This window comes from Photorhabdus tasmaniensis (assembly GCF_011189505.1).
Taxonomy (GTDB): domain Bacteria; phylum Pseudomonadota; class Gammaproteobacteria; order Enterobacterales; family Enterobacteriaceae; genus Photorhabdus; species Photorhabdus tasmaniensis.
The window spans coordinates 20,931-37,787 of the sequence record NZ_PUJU01000031.1 but is presented as its reverse complement, the minus strand read 5'-3'; the positions used below and the strand labels follow the sequence as shown (position 1 = coordinate 37,787).

Annotated in this window: 14 protein-coding genes; 2 read left to right on the top strand and 12 right to left on the bottom strand. The window is 41.2% G+C overall.

All coding sequences use genetic code 11. The annotated features are described in order from the left end of the window. Window positions 1–40 precede the first annotated feature (40 nt). The 3 genes from ubiA to pgi all read right to left on the bottom strand — a co-directional run bounded on the left by ubiA (window position 41) and on the right by pgi (window position 3,273). Window positions 41–895 (bottom strand): 4-hydroxybenzoate octaprenyltransferase, encoded by an 855-nt coding sequence (ubiA, locus tag C5471_RS14730; protein ID WP_166296052.1) that lies wholly within the window; start codon window positions 893–895, stop codon window positions 41–43. A gap of 36 nt (window positions 896–931) precedes the next feature. Next, entirely contained in the window at window positions 932–1,438 is a 507-nt protein-coding gene (gene ubiC, locus C5471_RS14725; RefSeq protein ID WP_133816389.1) for a chorismate lyase, read from the bottom strand. 188 nt (window positions 1,439–1,626) lie between these two features. Then, window positions 1,627–3,273, bottom strand: a complete 1,647-nt coding sequence (pgi, locus tag C5471_RS14720; RefSeq protein WP_166296049.1) for a glucose-6-phosphate isomerase — start codon at window positions 3,271–3,273, stop codon at window positions 1,627–1,629. A 298-nt stretch (window positions 3,274–3,571) separates the two neighbouring features. On the opposite strand from pgi, the gene lysC reads away from it, so the two are divergent. Beyond that, window positions 3,572–4,951 (top strand): lysine-sensitive aspartokinase 3, encoded by a 1,380-nt coding sequence (gene lysC / locus C5471_RS14715; RefSeq protein ID WP_133816388.1) that lies wholly within the window; start codon window positions 3,572–3,574, stop codon window positions 4,949–4,951. Window positions 4,952–5,043: 92 nt separating this feature from the next. Here lysC and C5471_RS14710 read toward each other — a convergent pair whose 3' ends face one another. The 6 genes from C5471_RS14710 to C5471_RS14685 all read right to left on the bottom strand — a co-directional run bounded on the left by C5471_RS14710 (window position 5,044) and on the right by C5471_RS14685 (window position 11,967). Then, entirely contained in the window at window positions 5,044–6,081 is a 1,038-nt protein-coding gene (locus C5471_RS14710) for a DUF2156 domain-containing protein (RefSeq protein WP_133816387.1), read from the bottom strand. Next, window positions 6,065–8,632: an aminotransferase class III-fold pyridoxal phosphate-dependent enzyme gene (locus tag C5471_RS14705; RefSeq protein ID WP_133816386.1), complete on the bottom strand. Its 2,568-nt coding sequence runs from the start codon at window positions 8,630–8,632 to the stop codon at window positions 6,065–6,067. The genes C5471_RS14710 and C5471_RS14705 overlap by 17 nt, the downstream gene beginning before the upstream one ends. 91 nt (window positions 8,633–8,723) lie before the next feature. Beyond that, window positions 8,724–9,770: an acyl-CoA dehydrogenase gene (locus C5471_RS14700; RefSeq protein ID WP_133816385.1), complete on the bottom strand. Its 1,047-nt coding sequence runs from the start codon at window positions 9,768–9,770 to the stop codon at window positions 8,724–8,726. A gap of 50 nt (window positions 9,771–9,820) precedes the next feature. After that, window positions 9,821–10,717 (bottom strand): hypothetical protein, encoded by an 897-nt coding sequence (locus C5471_RS14695; protein ID WP_133816384.1) that lies wholly within the window; start codon window positions 10,715–10,717, stop codon window positions 9,821–9,823. A 48-nt stretch (window positions 10,718–10,765) separates the two neighbouring features. Then, entirely contained in the window at window positions 10,766–11,149 is a 384-nt protein-coding gene (locus C5471_RS14690) for a hypothetical protein (protein WP_133816383.1), read from the bottom strand. Continuing rightward, window positions 11,146–11,967 carry an alpha/beta fold hydrolase gene (locus C5471_RS14685; RefSeq protein ID WP_133816382.1) on the bottom strand — a complete coding sequence of 274 codons (822 nt, stop codon included), beginning with the start codon at window positions 11,965–11,967 and terminating at the stop codon, window positions 11,146–11,148. The genes C5471_RS14690 and C5471_RS14685 overlap by 4 nt, the downstream gene beginning before the upstream one ends. Before the next feature lie 897 nt (window positions 11,968–12,864). On the opposite strand from C5471_RS14685, the gene iclR reads away from it, so the two are divergent. Beyond that, the gene (gene iclR / locus C5471_RS14680) at window positions 12,865–13,695 is read left to right on the top strand and encodes a glyoxylate bypass operon transcriptional repressor IclR (RefSeq protein ID WP_133816381.1); all 831 of its coding nucleotides are present in this window, start codon (window positions 12,865–12,867) and stop codon (window positions 13,693–13,695) included. A gap of 223 nt (window positions 13,696–13,918) precedes the next feature. Here the strand turns inward: iclR and C5471_RS14675 are convergent, their stop codons facing one another. The 3 genes from C5471_RS14675 to C5471_RS14665 form a co-directional block, all read right to left on the bottom strand. Continuing rightward, entirely contained in the window at window positions 13,919–14,488 is a 570-nt protein-coding gene (locus C5471_RS14675) for a hypothetical protein (RefSeq protein ID WP_133816380.1), read from the bottom strand. Window positions 14,489–14,861: 373 nt separating this feature from the next. After that, window positions 14,862–15,428, bottom strand: a complete 567-nt coding sequence (locus C5471_RS14670; RefSeq protein WP_133816379.1) for a hypothetical protein — start codon at window positions 15,426–15,428, stop codon at window positions 14,862–14,864. Window positions 15,429–16,216: 788 nt separating this feature from the next. After that, entirely contained in the window at window positions 16,217–16,759 is a 543-nt protein-coding gene (locus C5471_RS14665; RefSeq protein ID WP_133816377.1) for a single-stranded DNA-binding protein, read from the bottom strand. Window positions 16,760–16,857: the final 98 nt, after the last annotated feature.

Below are 16,857 nucleotides of genomic sequence, written 5' to 3'. Positions count from 1 at the left end.
TCCGGGTGATAATGGGTTTTCCCCATTATCACCCGATATATCAAACGTAACTAAAGAAGATACCCAAAAATAACACCACACCAACATAGTTATTATTGAGAAATGCCTGGAAACAAAGCTCTCTTTCCCGACCTGCAATCAGTTTCTGCTGATAAATAAATAAGGCACCGGCAAGCAACAATGACCAATAGTAGATGCCGCCCAGATTCATCATATAACCCACCAACAGCAAAACCAGTAACATAGCAAGTTGTAGTAAACCAATAATCAGCTTATCGAAACGACCAAACAGGATAGCAGTAGACTTAACACCAATTTTCAGATCATCGTTACGATCGACCATGGCATACTGTGTATCATAAATAACTGACCACAAGATATTAACCAGAAATAATAGCCAGCATTCTAGTGGTAAGGACTCACTAACCGCAGCGAATCCCATTGGGATAGACCAGCCATAAGCCGCTCCCAATACAAACTGAGGAAGATGGCTGAACCGTTTAACAAAGGGATAAAACCAGGCCAAAGCCAACCCAGCGACTGACAACCAGATAGCCATCTTATTCAGCGCCAGAACCAACCCGAAAGAAATCAGCACCAGTACAACAAACAGGATCTTACTCTCTTTCTCACTGATAGCACCACTGGGCAGGGGACGTGCTTTTGTACGTTCGACATAACCATCAAATTTTCTGTCAGCAAAATCATTAATGACACATCCTGCTGCACGCATCAGAAACACACCGGCAGTAAAGACCAACAATATGTGCATATCCGGAATACCTTTCCCGGCAATCCATAAAGCCCAAAATGTTGGCCATAACAACAATAACGAACCTATGGGTCTGTCAATACGCACTAAACGGCAATAGGCCTGCCATTTATTTTGCGTCATACTTCCCGCCACTTCTGTTTCCCCCTTGTTTAAATTTTATTTTTTGTATACAGGTGATTCAGGCAAGAAGACTTCCGTTAATAATAATGGTTTGCTTGATAACCTCAGCAATGATCGCCTTGCCCAACGTTTCCCCTGTTGCCCTACATGAATATAATCCCGTGTTAATTTATTGCTACTAAAAAGATATCGTCCAAGTGGGACTGTTCCTAAATCAACCAGACTTTCATCAGGGCCGGTTAATGTTGCTTCAGGAATTAACGTTCTTCCCAATAACCAGGGGATATTATCACCGTATAACACAACCTCACGCAGCCAGTACCTCTGGCAAGTTAGCAAATGCTCACTTTCATCGAAAAGTTCTTCCACTGTGATAAAAGACTCTCTGAATGGTACAACACGAACATGGTCACAGTATTGTTCAAAACGGCGGGTCATTGACCCCAACTCCATCAGCCAGTCTGAAATCTCATCAGGCAAGCCGGATGAATCCACCGAGACCCACTGAATAGGCGCCGTTGTTAAGATCGAGTCAGTTAACATGCGATTTTCCATTAGGACAAATTTCTTTTATCCGGTCGTACAATTGATGGGCACTGAGAATACCACGTTGTAGGTATACAGAATAAAAAGTTATGACAAATTCTGTAAATAATACTTGCCAAAAATAAGCGAATTATGATCACCATAATTCGCTCATACAAATTAAGTCCCTGATTTAGAATAAGTGATTAACGCCATGCTTTAAAGCGGTTAATCAATCCATTTGTCGAGCTATCGTGATCGACAACCGCTTCACCATCCTCAAGCTCGGGCAAAATACGATTAGCCAGTTGCTTACCTAGCTCAACTCCCCATTGGTCAAAAGTGAAAATGTTGAGAATCGCCCCTTGTACAAATATTTTGTGCTCATACATGGCAATCAACGCGCCCAAACTGAATGGGGTAATTTCACGCAACAAAATGGAATTCGTCGGACGGTTTCCTTCAAACACTTTAAATGGTGCAACATGCCCGACTTCAACCGCAGTTTTACCACTGGCGACAAATTCAGCGTCCACTTGCCCACGGGTTTTACCGAATGCCAACGCTTCTGTCTGAGCGAAGAAGTTGGATAACAATTTGTTGTGATGGTCACTCAATGGGTTATGGCTGATCGCCGGAGCAATAAAATCGCAAGGGATCAGTTTAGTGCCCTGATGAATTAGTTGATAGAAAGCGTGCTGACCATTGGTTCCAGGCTCTCCCCAGATGATCGGACCGGTTTGGTAATCCACCGGATGACCATTGCGATCAATATATTTACCGTTGGATTCCATATTGCCCTGCTGAAAGTATGCGGCAAAACGATGCAGGTATTGATCATATGGCAGAATCGCTTCAGTTTCCGCGCCAAAGAAATTGTTGTACCAGATGCCAATCAGCGCCAGTAATACGGGGATATTTTGCTCAAGAGGGGTATGGGAAAAATGCTGATCCATTGCGTGTGCACCACTGAGCAGTTGTTCAAAATTATCAAACCCAATAGCGAGAGCAATAGACAAACCAATTGCTGACCATAATGAATAACGGCCCCCCACCCAATCCCAGAACTCAAACATATTTTGGGTATCAATACCGAATTTCTTAACTTCCTGCTCATTGGTGGAGAGCGCGGCAAAATGCTTCGCAACATGTGCTTCATCACCGGCAGTTTTCAGAAACCAGTCACGGGCAGAGTGAGCATTGGTCATTGTTTCCTGAGTAGTGAACGTCTTGGAAGCAATCAGAAAGAGTGTCGTTTCCGGGTTAAGCGCTTTCAGGGTCTCTGCAATATGGGTTCCATCAACATTAGAAACGAAATGCATATTCAAATGATTTTTATAGGGCTTCAATGCCTCAGTGACCATATAAGGGCCGAGATCTGATCCACCGATACCGATATTCACAACATCAGTCATCGCCTTACCGGTATAGCCTTTCCACTCACCGTTAACCACACGCTGACTGAAGTTTTTCATTTTTGCCAACACAGCATTAATCTGTTGCATAACATCTTCCCCATCAACAAGAATTGGGGCATTGCTACGGTTACGCAAAGCAATATGCAGTACGGCGCGCTCTTCAGTACGGTTAATTTTCTCACCGGAGAACATGCTACGAATAGCGCTGGCAACATCCGTCTCTTTCGCCAGCACCTGTAACTTTTCTAATGTCTCGGTTGTGATGCGGTTTTTTGAAAAATCCACCAGCATCTGGTCATCAAACGTCGCAGAAAACTTAGCAAAACGATCTTTGTCCTGTTCAAACAACTCACGTATGTGAATACTTTTTATTTGCGCAAAATGCTGTTCTAATGCCTTCCAGGCTGAGGTTTGACTAGGATTAATATTTTTCATAGCTATGCTCTCTATCAACTGACTGTAAATAATTGGAGGTAAAGAAAGATTGTAACCCGTAATTCTGTGATTAAAGCCCCCTTTCCTTTAATCGCTGATATTGGTCAAAACAATTAAGTTTTTCTAGCTCTATTTGCTAAGGTGTATAAAAAATAGTTATTCTTCTCTACTATCCTCACTTTCTTTTATGATCCTCATATCATCATGAAAGATATTGATATAGCTCTTCACTATGTTGACTCAAACCGGTTAACCCGATATTTCTAAAATTCCATCCAGTCAACATAAGGTTATCGCAATGAGTTCTGTTTCATCCCTTTTCCCGGAAACCGGCGGGTATGTCGTCGCAAAATTTGGTGGTACCAGCGTGGCAAATTTCGATGCCATGAATAGCAGTGCAGATATCGTACTGGCAAATAAAGAAGTTCGTGTCGTTGTACTGTCTGCTTCTGCTGGTATAACTAACCTATTAATCGCGCTGGCGGAAGGTTGCGATGCAGATAAACTGGCTGACTATCTGAAACAGATCCAAACCATTCAATATGCGATTGCTGATCGTTTGCACATATCTGATGTTATTCGTCAGGAAATCAATTGTTTGCTGGAAAATATTAAAACGCTTGCTGAAACAGCATCGCTGGCAACTTCGGATGTACTGACAGATGAAATAGTCAGCCACGGAGAGCTGATGTCCACGTTGTTGTTTACCGAGTTGCTTCGCCAGCGTGGTACGGATGCCGAATGGTTTGATATTCGCAAAATTATGCGTACCGATGATCATTTTGGTTGTGCAGAACCAAACAACACACAGCTGCGAATACTGGCAACTGAACATCTTTTACCTCATCTGAAAAATACCCTGATTGTCACTCAAGGTTTTATTGGCCGTGAAGAGAAAGGCCGTACTACCACACTTGGACGTGGTGGCAGTGACTATACGGCGGCACTGTTGGGAGAAGCCCTCAACCTGGAGCGTGTTGATATCTGGACAGATGTTCCGGGGATTTACACCACTGACCCACGAATAGTTCCGGCTGCCCAACGAATTGATAAAATTGCTTTTGATGAAGCGGCGGAGATGGCAACATTTGGCGCTAAAATCCTGCACCCGGCAACACTGTTTCCGGCTATTCGCTGTGGTATTCCGGTATTTGTTGGCTCCAGTAAAAATCCCCAGTCCGGCGGTACGCTGGTTTGCGATACGACGGAAGCGCCGCCCCGGTTCCGTGCTATCACCCTGCGCCGGCAACAAACATTACTGACATTGCATAGCCTGAAAATGCTACATGCACAGGGATTTTTAGCTGAAATATTTACCATCCTGTCACGTCATAGCATCTCAGTGGATTTGATTACCACGTCTGAAGTGAATGTGGCATTAACACTTGACACTACCGGCTCCACCAGCACGAATGGCAGTTTGCTGACCAATGCACTGCTGACTGAACTTTCAACGCTATGCCGGGTTGACGTGGAAGACGATCTGGCGCTGGTGGCGATTATTGGTAATCAGCTTTCTCAAACCAATGGATTAGGAAAACAAGTTTTTAGTGGGCTGGAAAGATTCAATCTCCGTATGATCAGTCATGGCGCCAGCAACCATAACCTGTGCCTGCTTGTCCAAGGCAACGACGCGGAGCAAATTGTTCAAACACTTCATCAGTGTTTGTTTGAATAAAGCCTATCAATAAACAGGTGATCATTCCGGCATTTGCAGCACCGTTCTGATCACCTGTTGATCAACGTTAGAAAGAAGACTTTTTTACAGCATCAAATGCTGTTGGTCGTCCGCAATGTTGACCATAATGCTTTCATGGCCTTTCCCTTGGGGAAAGCGATATATTCCGGTTCAATTAACGACGGGCGCCAGCTCATTTTATATTGACGTTGCGAAGCGGCAGGGTAAACAATGCCGCCTTTTGATGACAACCATTTGGCAACTTTATTAAAGATTGCCGAATCATTGAAGTTCTTCTCCTCACCAAACTCCACCAATGGGGTGAAACCTAAATGAAGGTAGGAAACTGTCCCCTCTTCCAGGAAGTCATTAATCGCGGTTTCATTAATAAACTGCATAGTGCCGTCGGGTATATCCGGTTTCTTTCGGGATAGACTATGAAACCACCCCGATGTCTCCCCCCAAGTGTAACTATAGACGATATATGCCTGAATCTGTTCTCCCCGAGTTGCAATATAGACTCTGTGCTCACCTGAATTCACTTCCACGGTGTTGAAATCAATCACCAGTTTTTTCAGGGCTTTCGCATGTTTTTCTTTCAACCAAAGTTGATTAATCTGTTCTAATTGTGGTTTAAGCCGATAATATTCCTCTTGCGAGCTTATCTCTCGAACAGAAATTCCTGCCCTTCTGGATTTGCTGATTTTATTTCTAAGTTGCTGAAACCGCTTGCCTGTCATGCTATATCCATTAAGGCTCAGTGAATAACTGGCCCCAAGCTGGTTCACAGAAAAGCCATTATTCTTCAACAACACAAAGTCACTCTCATCACCGTGCAAAAAAACTGGGAAAGCCCGTTTTTCTCTGGTGAAATTGAGAAATAACTGCAAAAGTGCAGCGCGTTCTTCGTCAGGTGCCAAAATGCCACCCACACACATATGCAGGTTTTTGTCCTGGAAGAAACCAATCGCTCCCTTCTGATTCGTAAACCACAGTGTTTCACTATTGAACAACAGGCTACTCAACGGATGCTTTGCATAGCAGAGCACCTTTCTAAGATGACTGTTGCCAAGAACATCCTGAGCGTTCCCGGTGGTAATAACCTGGGGAACATCAGGCAACATACTCATAACGTTCACCTTGATTCTTCGGGGCATACTGGACCGGGATGAACCCATGCTTCCTGGCGATATCCCGGATGGCTAATGCGTCATTGTAATCAATAGATTTACCGATGCTTTGATGAACACTCACCTGCTCAAGCGCCACTGCAATGGTTTCCGACAAGCAAGCCAGATTGACCCCCGCCGGGACATCGATCAGATTGCAATCGCTGTAAGTGACTTTCTCAGGCTGATAGACCAAACCACCTTCATAAACGTGATGGTTATCGTCACGAATGAAATCGAATGGTCTGGCTGCATCAAAAACAATGGCGGAATCTTTCAAGTAATGCGTATTCAAGAAAGGCTTGCCTTCACTGGTTGCTGAGACGATAAAGTCAGCCTGACTCAACGATTGTTCATAACTCTCTATCGCTTCTAAACCAAAGGTGCCAATGACTTCAAGAACTTGCTGATGCAACAGACGGGCATCGGTGACACCAGGATTTTGTTTGAAAATCCATTTTCTCATCTTATCCATGACAGAATCTGGCTGGATAATATCGTGAGTTTTTAACACCGAGGAGAGAAGCGCCTTGGTCAGTTCAGAAAGCAAAATGCGTGCTTTATTGGGTCGGCTAACCAAGATAATCCGGCCAAAGTTGTGGGCTAAACCGGTAACAGAAAGCCTACCTACAGAACCTCTGGCTCCCACGACCGCCAATGTTTGCCGGGACGCATTTTCAGCCAACATTGAACGAATACCCTCAACCACTGCCATCGCCGTCAGAGAATTGCCGTTAGTCACTATCCGGCCTTGCCGATTATTCACTAAGCTGTTACCACCATCAGTAATCACCGATGTATAAGCGCCTAATCCGACTATTTCAGCACCATTTTTCTCTGCTATATCAAAATACTCCTTCATCAACACTGTCCGTTCTTTCACCGACAATGCCATCATATCTTCGGGACTGATAGGTGAAAAAAGAAGCATGCCGTTAGCGTATGCCGTTGAGCTTTCGACACCAAACTCAACCGCGATATCAGGATTGAAATCAATCGCAGAAACTTCTGTGATCCAGTTACCGAGCTGTTTCTGTTGCTCCGGTGTGTAATTCTCCTTTATTGACAGACAATAGGAATGCGCAAGCTCACCGACCGAAGTGGTATGGATCAGGAAAGCGAATTTCTTACCTTCAATCAATTGCGACGCAGGCGCTTTAATCTGGGCAACATTGCTGTTTCTTGAAATTGGATAACTGACCGACGGTGGCGGGAGATCCGCAACAGATAGGTCTATCAAGTGTGAAAACAGAATGTCATACCGTCCATTCTGGACCAGTTTACAGACCTCATCAAAAGCCGTGAAAAACGCCTTAATATCCTCTTTGGCAACGTTAAGCGGCGGTTCAAAACGTACAGAACAAGGGCGGGACATCAATGGCATGGTGAAAATGCCATAGTGTTTCAATAAGAAACTACAAATAATGTAAGCCAGACCACCGCTTCGTTGGCTAAAATTGATAAATATGTTGGAAGCGGCTTTACTGTCCTGTATTTCAAGACCCCGCATCAAGCCAGCACCTTGCCAGTAAAAAAGCGCCGGGTATTTAGCCGACAATTGTTCAAGACATTCATCAACATAATTGCTGACTTCCTGAACATGCGTTAACGCCTTACCATTATCTTTCGTCAGATGCTGGATAACAGCAATCCCCATGGTCGCCGCCAGAACATTATTAGCAAACGTGGAGCTGTGTTTCTTATCGAACTCGGAAACATAAAGTTCATCTGAATACAACATCGCACCAATAGGCGAGATACCCGCACCCAACGCTTTAGAAAACAGGATCACATCCGGTTTCAGCGAGTAGAGCGTGGCCGCACAGAATGCCCCCAACCTGCCGATGCCAGTCTGAACTTCATCAAATACTGACAACGTGCCATTAGCCTTACACAGTTGCAAAATACTGGAGAGCGTATCCGATGGAATCACTTTCATTCCACCTTCTCCCTGTACCGGTTCAATGATAAATGCGGCAAATTCCCGGCTTGCCAGCTTTATTTTTATTTCATCCAGGTTTTCGCTATCAACATGTTCATACAGCTTATCATCGTAAATGAAATCAGCTTTAAACCGATTTGAGCCTGTAGCCGATAATGCTGAGTAGGTTTTACCGTGGAAACTACGATGCAGACTCAAAATACTTTTTCTGCCGGTCACCAGGCGTGCAAACTTAATCGCCGCTTCTACCGTCTCGGCACCACTGTTAGTGAAAGTACAGTGGGTGTATTTTTCCTTGTCTATCTGTTCTGCCAGCATTTCAGCCAATAACCGTACCTTTTTGTGAATATTGGGCTGAAAGAAGATAGGTTCTTTATTTTCAATGAACTTGCTGACTTCGGCGATAGCGAAATCAGGATTATGCCCAAATGGCAATGCACCATATTGAGCCAAAAAGTCTTTAACAACCCGGCCATCCGATAATGTAAGCCGGTTATTTTCAGCAGACTTAATATCCAGCTCAAGGCCCACAGAGTTTAATAAACTCTCACGATATTGATTAACAAACATAGTTCTCTCTCTCTTTTTTTAGGTGCACAAAGTCATGCTGTAAACAGCATAGGAAAATTCTTGAGTTATAAATAGGTGATCTAAAAAATCATTAAGCTGGCTGCATTATTTGGTTAATCATCTGGAATTCTCCTACAGGATGAAATTTGAATAACTGTACAGCGGAATAGAAACTCATAATTTCTGGTGTTGTCATCACCTTAATTCCACCGCAACATCGGAATATGAAATTGGCGGCTTCTTCAAGAATTTTTTCCAAGGTATAACGTAACGCGAGGATCTTATAGACGGCGTTTTCATCCTGACTAGCATAGAAAGCTATCGTCAGCATCTGATCGAGAATAACATTAATCTTATAATCAGCTTGGGTCAGGGTATATTTAATGGACTGCTGTTCTGCCACTTTCTCCGGAATAAAACGGGCAAGCCCACTCAAAACACCAGAGTAAGTATTAGCGGCAAAATAATTAAATAGTGATAAGCCGTAGGAAAGAATTGATTGCTGCTCAAATCCTTTATAATGAGAAAGACGTTTTGATGAAATTTCAGTATCTGAAAATTTGACTTCTTGATTATCACTTTCAGTAAAAATCCCCAGCCGCCAGAAAGGAATAACCTTAATACTCTGCGCCGATTTAGAAACCAACACGACTCTCATTTCATTGCCATTATCTGTGTCGCAGACCGATAATACGTAATAATCCGCAATCGAAGACAGAGAACAGGGTTTTTTCGAACCATTAACTAATAGTTTTCCTCCTTTAGAATGCATTTTAAGTGACGGCATAAAAATATTCGCTCCAGGCAGCCCCTCAGCAAAAGCAGAAGCAACCAACGCTTTTGAAGCCATCACTTCATTCAATAATGTGTTGTTATCTTCGAATAAATCGGGAAACTTACTGCAAGCCAGTACAATATGATTATGCATGGTTAAGGCAATACCGACAGCGGGAAGCCATGAAGAGACTTCACGAACAGTCTTACCCACCTGATTAAGCCCCTCGATGCTGGATTGAGCCACCAAGCGTAGGCATTGTGAAGCGGCTTCAGAATCTAATAACAATCGCTTCAACCTATCAGGCGTCAAATGCTGATATTTCCCGCTGTTTTTCCTGAGCTCTTCAACAATATCTGTCATTTTCAACTCTCCTTTGCTTATTCAAACAGCCCATTGAATAAGCCTGATATCTACACTAAACCCATGTACTCAAGGCGGGACTGTTGCATCTGTTCAACCAAAGAATGAGACAGCTCAAGGCGAGATTCCACGGTAGAATCGGACAACAACATCCCAGGCACCAACTCATAGCCTTCAATAAAGCGCAAATTATTCTGCATACCCCGTTGATAGAACATTTCACGCTCCACAAACAGGTCATCAACAGAGACCTGATTCCATAACGCCAATCCTTCTTCTATACACTCAAGAGCGGGTTGCTTTAGAGAGCTGTCACTTTCGAGCGCCATTTTGACAATGTTTGCACACACGGTCAGATGCCTTAATTCATCAGCGTTAGCTCTGGCCTGAGTCTCGGCGGCTGCAATATCAAAAGGACGCCATTTGATCTCACTGAGTTCTGAAGTTGGTGCCAGCACCCCTTCCAGAACAACAGTAATGATCAGCACACCTGCGATATAGTCATTTTTCAATACCACCCACTTGTCAAAATAGGTTCTCAATGTTTCCAGCATATGGGTCATTTTTCCCTGTAAAAGGTTTTCCATTTTTCCGGCCACATTGTCGATATTCGCGAAACCTATTCTAACCAGATGTTCCCTAAATAATTTGGCATGTCTGCCTTCGTCAAATATCTGGGTTAGCATATAATCAAAGTTGATATTGTCAGGTGCTTTATCTGCAAGTAGCAGTAATGCTTTAGTCGCTTCATATTCTGAAATCGATTTAAAAGAAAGCTCCCTAATCAGAGACTCCCGTAAATCACCTGGAAAATAGGTTAATTTAGGATCATTTTCATAATTGGATTTTTTTCTTTGTTCAACCTCTACCTGTTTAGTAAACCATTCATCCAATCCCCAATCCTTTGCCTGCATTTCTATTTCCGATGCCTGTTTAATTAAGCCCATGATATAAATTCCTGTTTAGATAGAGTTATCTCTCTGTAATGCTTCATTTTAATGAACGGTTGGCTGCTTAAATACATTAATAAATAATTTAGGAAAATTTCCCAATACACCTCGATCCAGGCAAATATGGACAAATAACGCAATAACACTATAATTATCCTGAAATAACCAGAGCCAGAGCAAAGTAATCAGACTAAGCGTGAGTAAATTGTGGCAAATATTATAAACAGTATAAAAAATAGGGGGCGGAACCTCTTTCTTATTCAGCAAACTCCAGATCCGTCCTGGGTAATAGCCAATAATATCAATCATAAAGAATAACACAATAAATTGCCACCAATTGATATAACTCTCAAGCTGCCAGGTCAGAAATAAACTGATGAAAAACAACCCCAGAAATTCCCAACGCAGAATTTTCAATGTATTAATCATTTTCTATTCTCCATCATTTCTCTTTTCATGATCGCAATTATCTCTTTTGGTTGTTTAATCCAGACACTATGAGGATTCCCCTTAAGAGACAAGGTTATTTCACTAACTTTTGCGTTAGATATAAGGCTTGCTAATGATTTGGCGGATTTTAATGGTGCCCAATTATCTTCTTTAAAACAAATATAAACCGCTTTGGATAAATTTTTATTCCTTTTACCTTTATAAGCACTGATATGATTATAATTCCCTGTCCAAACAGTTCTGGACCAGTCCCGCATCAACCCCTTAGCTTCCCTTATACCAAAACCAACCTTTTTCCCAGGGAGATAACCATATAGCGCCGTCAGAATGTTAAAAATAACAGCGGCCTTTATCATCTGTATCCGCCTCATTCCCTGCCAATTCTTATACCACACGCTCCCGGTTGCCACACAAAACAGAGAAAAAGGCCGGTCAGTTGAGCAGGCAAAAAGCGTTGCAATATGCCCCCCAAGGCTGTGACCAAATACAATAGGAATTTCCTTATTATTTAATTGAATAGCCTTATCCAACATTGTGGGAAGATAATCCCGCAGCAGATCGGAATAGTTATAATCATTTTTCCGGCTGGGTTTGGGGTGGTTGTCTCCATAACCTGGCATATCAGCAGTTACAACCTGAAACCCCTCTTTTACCAGTTGTTGTATCAGAGTTTCATATTTCCTGATTTCCACACCAATAGCCGGTAACAATACAATAACCCTGCCATTACTATCTCCCTGATAAACCTTATAATTACAGAGAAAGTTGCCAGCCACTTTAAAATTATTATTTTTCATATCTACAGTGCTCCCATTAACTACATCACACTCCGGTGACTGATATCGGCGATAAAGCAGCCAAAAAAGTTCGTGTTTTAAAGGCTATAAATATCAATTAGTTATCTATGTTTACCTTTTCGGGCTATTGGTGGTTTTTAAATTTATTATTAACCAATAAAAAGCCCCTTATATTTTATTAGTTACAGGCTATCGATAAATCAAGAAACATATATTATTTTCCAAATTATTTGCTGGAAGAATTATTTTACACTTCATACATGACTTAATTACAAAAATGAATTATATCGTAAATATATTAACAAAATTAATTTCCAAACAGTAATAATATCAATCCTGAATATATTAAATATATATAAAATAACTCTCACAGAGCAATATGGTTATATATAAAAACAATCGATTAATAATGGAGATAGATAACGTTAATTGCAGAAATACATAAAGGAAAATTAACTTTATTCATATAAAAATTAAATAATATATTTGTAAATTATTTCATTATATTATCTTTACCAAATCAATTTAATATTTTCACCAAAACAAACTATTAATTGCTTACATTATCTCTTAATAACACTTACGCAATAAAATTATTATTTATCTACTATTTAATTCATTAAATTAATCAGTCATTCTGATATCTTATTTTTTGACTGGTTTTAATGACAACCATCAATTTTACGGGATTAAAAACTATCTTATTCGGCGTTATTGTTGCAGGCTGTTATTGTAAATAAAGAGTGAACACAGACAGCGCACAAAAATCAGATCTACACATAGTACGTAAGGAGTAACGGATAACATTCCCCACACATCGGATGAGTGTTTTTCAGGTTTATCGTTCATAATTAGAAATGAAAATGAATTCCATCTTATGATTCAGAGGGCATTTCAATGAGCACTGCCGTTACCAGTAAAAAAACAAAACGAACTAAAATTACGCCGAATAATGCTGCTACTAACGGGCAGGTACAGTCATTAAGTCGTGGGCTTAATCTTTTGGAATCTATTTCCGAATCACCTGGCGGTATCGCGCTGACTGATTTAGCACAACAAGCCGGATTACCCAACTCCACCACTCACCGCCTTTTGACCACCTTACAACAACATGGTTTTGTCCGTCAGATTGGTGATTTAGGGTTGTGGGTTATCGGTTCACACACGTTTATTGTCGGCAGCAGTTTCTTACAGAGCCGCAATCTATTGGCACTTATTCACCCTATTCTTCGCCGTTTGATGGACGATTCCGGTGAAACCGTCAATCTGGCCATTCTTGATCACAGTGAATATGAGGCGGTTATTGTCGATCAAGTGCAGTGTAATGCCCTAATGAGAATGTCCGCACCTATCGGTGGCAAGTTACCTATGCACGCTTCCGGTGCGGGTAAAGCATTTCTTTCTACGCTATCAGATAACCAACGGGTTCAGTTACTGCATAAAAAAGGGCTTCATGCTTACACGCAACATACCAAGACAACCCCTACAGGTTTAAAAGAAAATCTGGAACAAGCACGCAAACAAGGGTATTCATTTGATGATGAAGAACATGCTTTGGGTCTGCGCTGTATTGCTGCCTGTATTTATGATGAGCATCACCAAGCCTTTGCCGCTATTTCTATTTCTGGCCCAGTCTCACGGATCACTGATGATCGTGTCACTGAACTTGGTGCTTTGGTGATCCGTGCTGCAAAAGAGATCAGTAAAGAATATGGCGGGGTTCGTTAATTCTTTTTCCTGATAATTACATATTTCACACGGGCATTGATTCTATCGTGCCCTATCTTTTCAGACCAATAAGTTTGATTCAATTCATACAGTCATAAAAATATTATCGGTAAATAAAAGAATAACCGTGAAAACATATTGAGAATTCAGAAACAATAATGCCTCCGAATTCTTACATAATAGAAAAAATCGTTAATAGACAATTAACTGACCAACATTATTCTTATACAGTGGCCTTTGATAAAGTCCAAGTACCTGTTCCGTTACCTCGGTTAGAAAGCAGTGAAGTATATACTTTATATACTTCACCAGGAACATTAGCATTGAAACAAGTATCGAGAAATCCTCCATGCACATTATTATAACCATTAAGGAAACGGATGATATCACCCTCACGAACTTTATTATCGTACCCACTCGTTGTATCGGAAAAAATATACCATGTTAGTGTATCAACTGGGCGTGCTGTTTTATCTGCCGTATAAACATTATAGAGCTCAGGTGACGGAGCATAACCATTAGCATTAAGATATCCTCCATTATTCTGATAAAGATTCACCAGAAACACCGTATCACCACTGTAAACCTCGGTTCCTATCCCCTTTCCGCCCGCAGACAAAATTTGCCATGAACCCGTGCCAGAACCCGGAGCACGTTCCGGTGAAGTAGCTGTGAATACGTTATATTTTGCTCCCGGTACATTTGCATAACCATTAGTATCCAGATAGCCACCATTTCCAAGATAGTTATTTCTAATATGAATTCTATCGCCATATAAAATTACACTAGCCATTATTAGTTCCTTAAATATTTTTATGAGGTTATATATGTGTTATGTGAAAATTTTAATTTATTTAATCAAGAGTCAAAAACATTCATTATTTTTCCAGTCATTAGCCATGACAAAAAACATGTTTTCGAAATTCCACAAAATTATAGAATGCCAAAAAATAAACAGTTCTATTTTTATTCCTCAAAGTAATCACCAAATATATTGCTTTAATTTACATTCCGATTATGCTCTCTTAATAAAAATGAATTAATTTAACGAATTTATAAACAATATCAATGGGGAATTATATAAAGAATCCAGAAGCAATAATGCCTCTGGATTTTTACATCATAGAAAGATTGATTAATAGATAATTAACAGATCAACATTATTCTCATGAAGTTGCTTTTGATAAATTCCAAGTGCCTGTTCCGTTGTCTCGATCAGAAAGAATTGAAGTATATACATTATATATGGCACCAGGAACACTAGCAGTGGAACACGTATCGAGGAATCCCCCTCGTACGCTATTATAACCATTCAGAAAACGGATAATATCGCCTTCACGAACTTTACCATCATATCCATTCGTTGCATCTGAAAAAATATACCATGTCAGGGTCTCAACCGGATGTGCTGATTTATCCGCCGTATAAACATTATAGAGTTCAGGGAACGGCGCATAACCATTAGTGCTAAGATATCCCCCATTATTCTGGTAAAGATTAACAAGAAACACGATATCGCTACTGTAAACCTCTGTCCCTATACCTTTCCCACTCGCAGACAAAATTTGCCATGAACCCGTACCTGGATCACGAGTTGGCGAAGCCGCCGTGTATACATCGTATTTTGCTCCTGGTATGTTTGCATAACCATTAGCATCCAGATAGCCACCATTTCCATTAGCATAGTTGTTTTTAATATGAATCTTATCACCATATAAAATTACGCTAGCCATTATTAGCTCCTTAAATACTTTTATGAAGTTATATATGCATTATATAAAAATTTTAATCAATTTAATTAATAGTCAAAAATATTAATTATTTTTCCAGTTATTCGTTATGATGAAAAATATTTTTTTGAGGCTTAATAAAATTATAGAACGCCAAAAAATAAACAGTTCTCTTTTTATTTATTAAAGCAATTACAAAATATATGGTAGATTCACATAATAAGTACAAGTTCCCCTTGGAAAGTATTATCTGATTAACCCATTGATATTCTCATTGATCCTTTTTTCCCAAGGCGAGTAAGGGTGAGTAAATTAAATTTGTGTTTCTTACCTTTTACTTCCGGCGTTATTTTCACGGATTTCTTAGCAAAATGATGGGTTGAAAACAGCCAGATTGGTGTTTTTCTCTATTATGCCCGGCAATGAAGGATATGCCTTCATTGCCGGGCATTATTTGCTGGTCCGCCACAGCTTAGATGACAAGCAGGAACGGGCTTACTTATGTGTGTATGCGCTGAGAGAAGAGGTCAGCCTCAATACACTGGTTGTAGTGGTCTACTACAGATTCAACCAATCAGGCTTAACCCTATGGGACTTGCAATGGCTGGCGCAAAGTAGGTTATTTCCCCGCAACCAGCCTTTTCCTGACATGCTACACTCCCCTCCCTCTTTCAAGGTTCAAACCCATTACTGGGTAAGGATAAGTCAGGCTTGCAATAGGCGCTCCAACAGCCTATGATTAACTCAAAATCATTAGTTAACCACTTGATTTACAAAGCAAAATGGCGCACCTAAAACGGAATGTCATCATCAAAATCCATCGGTGGCTCATTGTTTTGTGGAGCAAAGGACTGAGCCGGACGGGAAGGAGCACTACCGCCGCTGAACTGCTGAGATTGTTGTGATTGTTGTGATTGTTGTGATTGTGGCTGCTGTGGTTGTCCCCAGCTACCGCCTTGCGATTGGTTATCCTGGAAGCCGCTCGCACGCCCACCCAGCATTTGCATGGTACCGCCTATGTTTACTACCACTTCAGTGGTGTAACGATCCTGGCCGTTCTGATCCTGCCATTTACGGGTTTGCAGTGCGCCTTCGATATAAACTTGTGAACCTTTACGCAGGTATTCACCCGCGACTTCCGCCAGTTTGCCGAATAAAACAACCCGATGCCATTCAGTCTTCTCTTTCATCTCACCGGTCTGTTTATCGCGCCAGCTTTCAGAAGTCGCCAGAGTAATATTAGTAACTGCGCCACCGTTTGGCATATAGCGGACTTCTGGGTCCTGCCCCAGGTTGCCGATTAAAATAACTTTGTTTACGCCTCTGCTGGCCATTGGGAATACTCCTGATGAAATGAATTTCTACAATTATAAGCAATGCAGTTTAACATGCGATGCTAAAAATGAAACAGAGCCACATTAGAACGGACTTT

Bases quoted from the DNA above. Each gene is read 5' to 3' on its own strand.
- C5471_RS14705 (WP_133816386.1), bottom strand. From the start codon at position 8,632: ATGTTTGTTAATCAATATCGTGAGAGTTTATTAAACTCTGTGGGCCTT.
- ubiA (WP_166296052.1), bottom strand. From the start codon at position 895: ATGACGCAAAATAAATGGCAGGCCTATTGCCGTTTAGTGCGTATTGAC.
- C5471_RS14685 (WP_133816382.1), bottom strand. From the start codon at position 11,967: ATGAAAAATAATAATTTTAAAGTGGCTGGCAACTTTCTCTGTAATTAT.
- C5471_RS14690 (WP_133816383.1), bottom strand. From the start codon at position 11,149: ATGATTAATACATTGAAAATTCTGCGTTGGGAATTTCTGGGGTTGTTT.
- C5471_RS14700 (WP_133816385.1), bottom strand. From the start codon at position 9,770: ATGACAGATATTGTTGAAGAGCTCAGGAAAAACAGCGGGAAATATCAG.
- lysC (WP_133816388.1), top strand. From the start codon at position 3,572: ATGAGTTCTGTTTCATCCCTTTTCCCGGAAACCGGCGGGTATGTCGTC.
- C5471_RS14670 (WP_133816379.1), bottom strand. From the start codon at position 15,428: ATGGCTAGCGTAATTTTATATGGTGATAAGATTCATATTAAAAACAAC.
- C5471_RS14675 (WP_133816380.1), bottom strand. From the start codon at position 14,488: ATGGCTAGTGTAATTTTATATGGCGATAGAATTCATATTAGAAATAAC.
- C5471_RS14695 (WP_133816384.1), bottom strand. From the start codon at position 10,717: ATGGGCTTAATTAAACAGGCATCGGAAATAGAAATGCAGGCAAAGGAT.
- ubiC (WP_133816389.1), bottom strand. From the start codon at position 1,438: ATGTTAACTGACTCGATCTTAACAACGGCGCCTATTCAGTGGGTCTCG.
- C5471_RS14710 (WP_133816387.1), bottom strand. From the start codon at position 6,081: ATGAGTATGTTGCCTGATGTTCCCCAGGTTATTACCACCGGGAACGCT.
- iclR (WP_133816381.1), top strand. From the start codon at position 12,865: ATGAGCACTGCCGTTACCAGTAAAAAAACAAAACGAACTAAAATTACG.
- C5471_RS14665 (WP_133816377.1), bottom strand. From the start codon at position 16,759: ATGGCCAGCAGAGGCGTAAACAAAGTTATTTTAATCGGCAACCTGGGG.
- pgi (WP_166296049.1), bottom strand. From the start codon at position 3,273: ATGAAAAATATTAATCCTAGTCAAACCTCAGCCTGGAAGGCATTAGAA.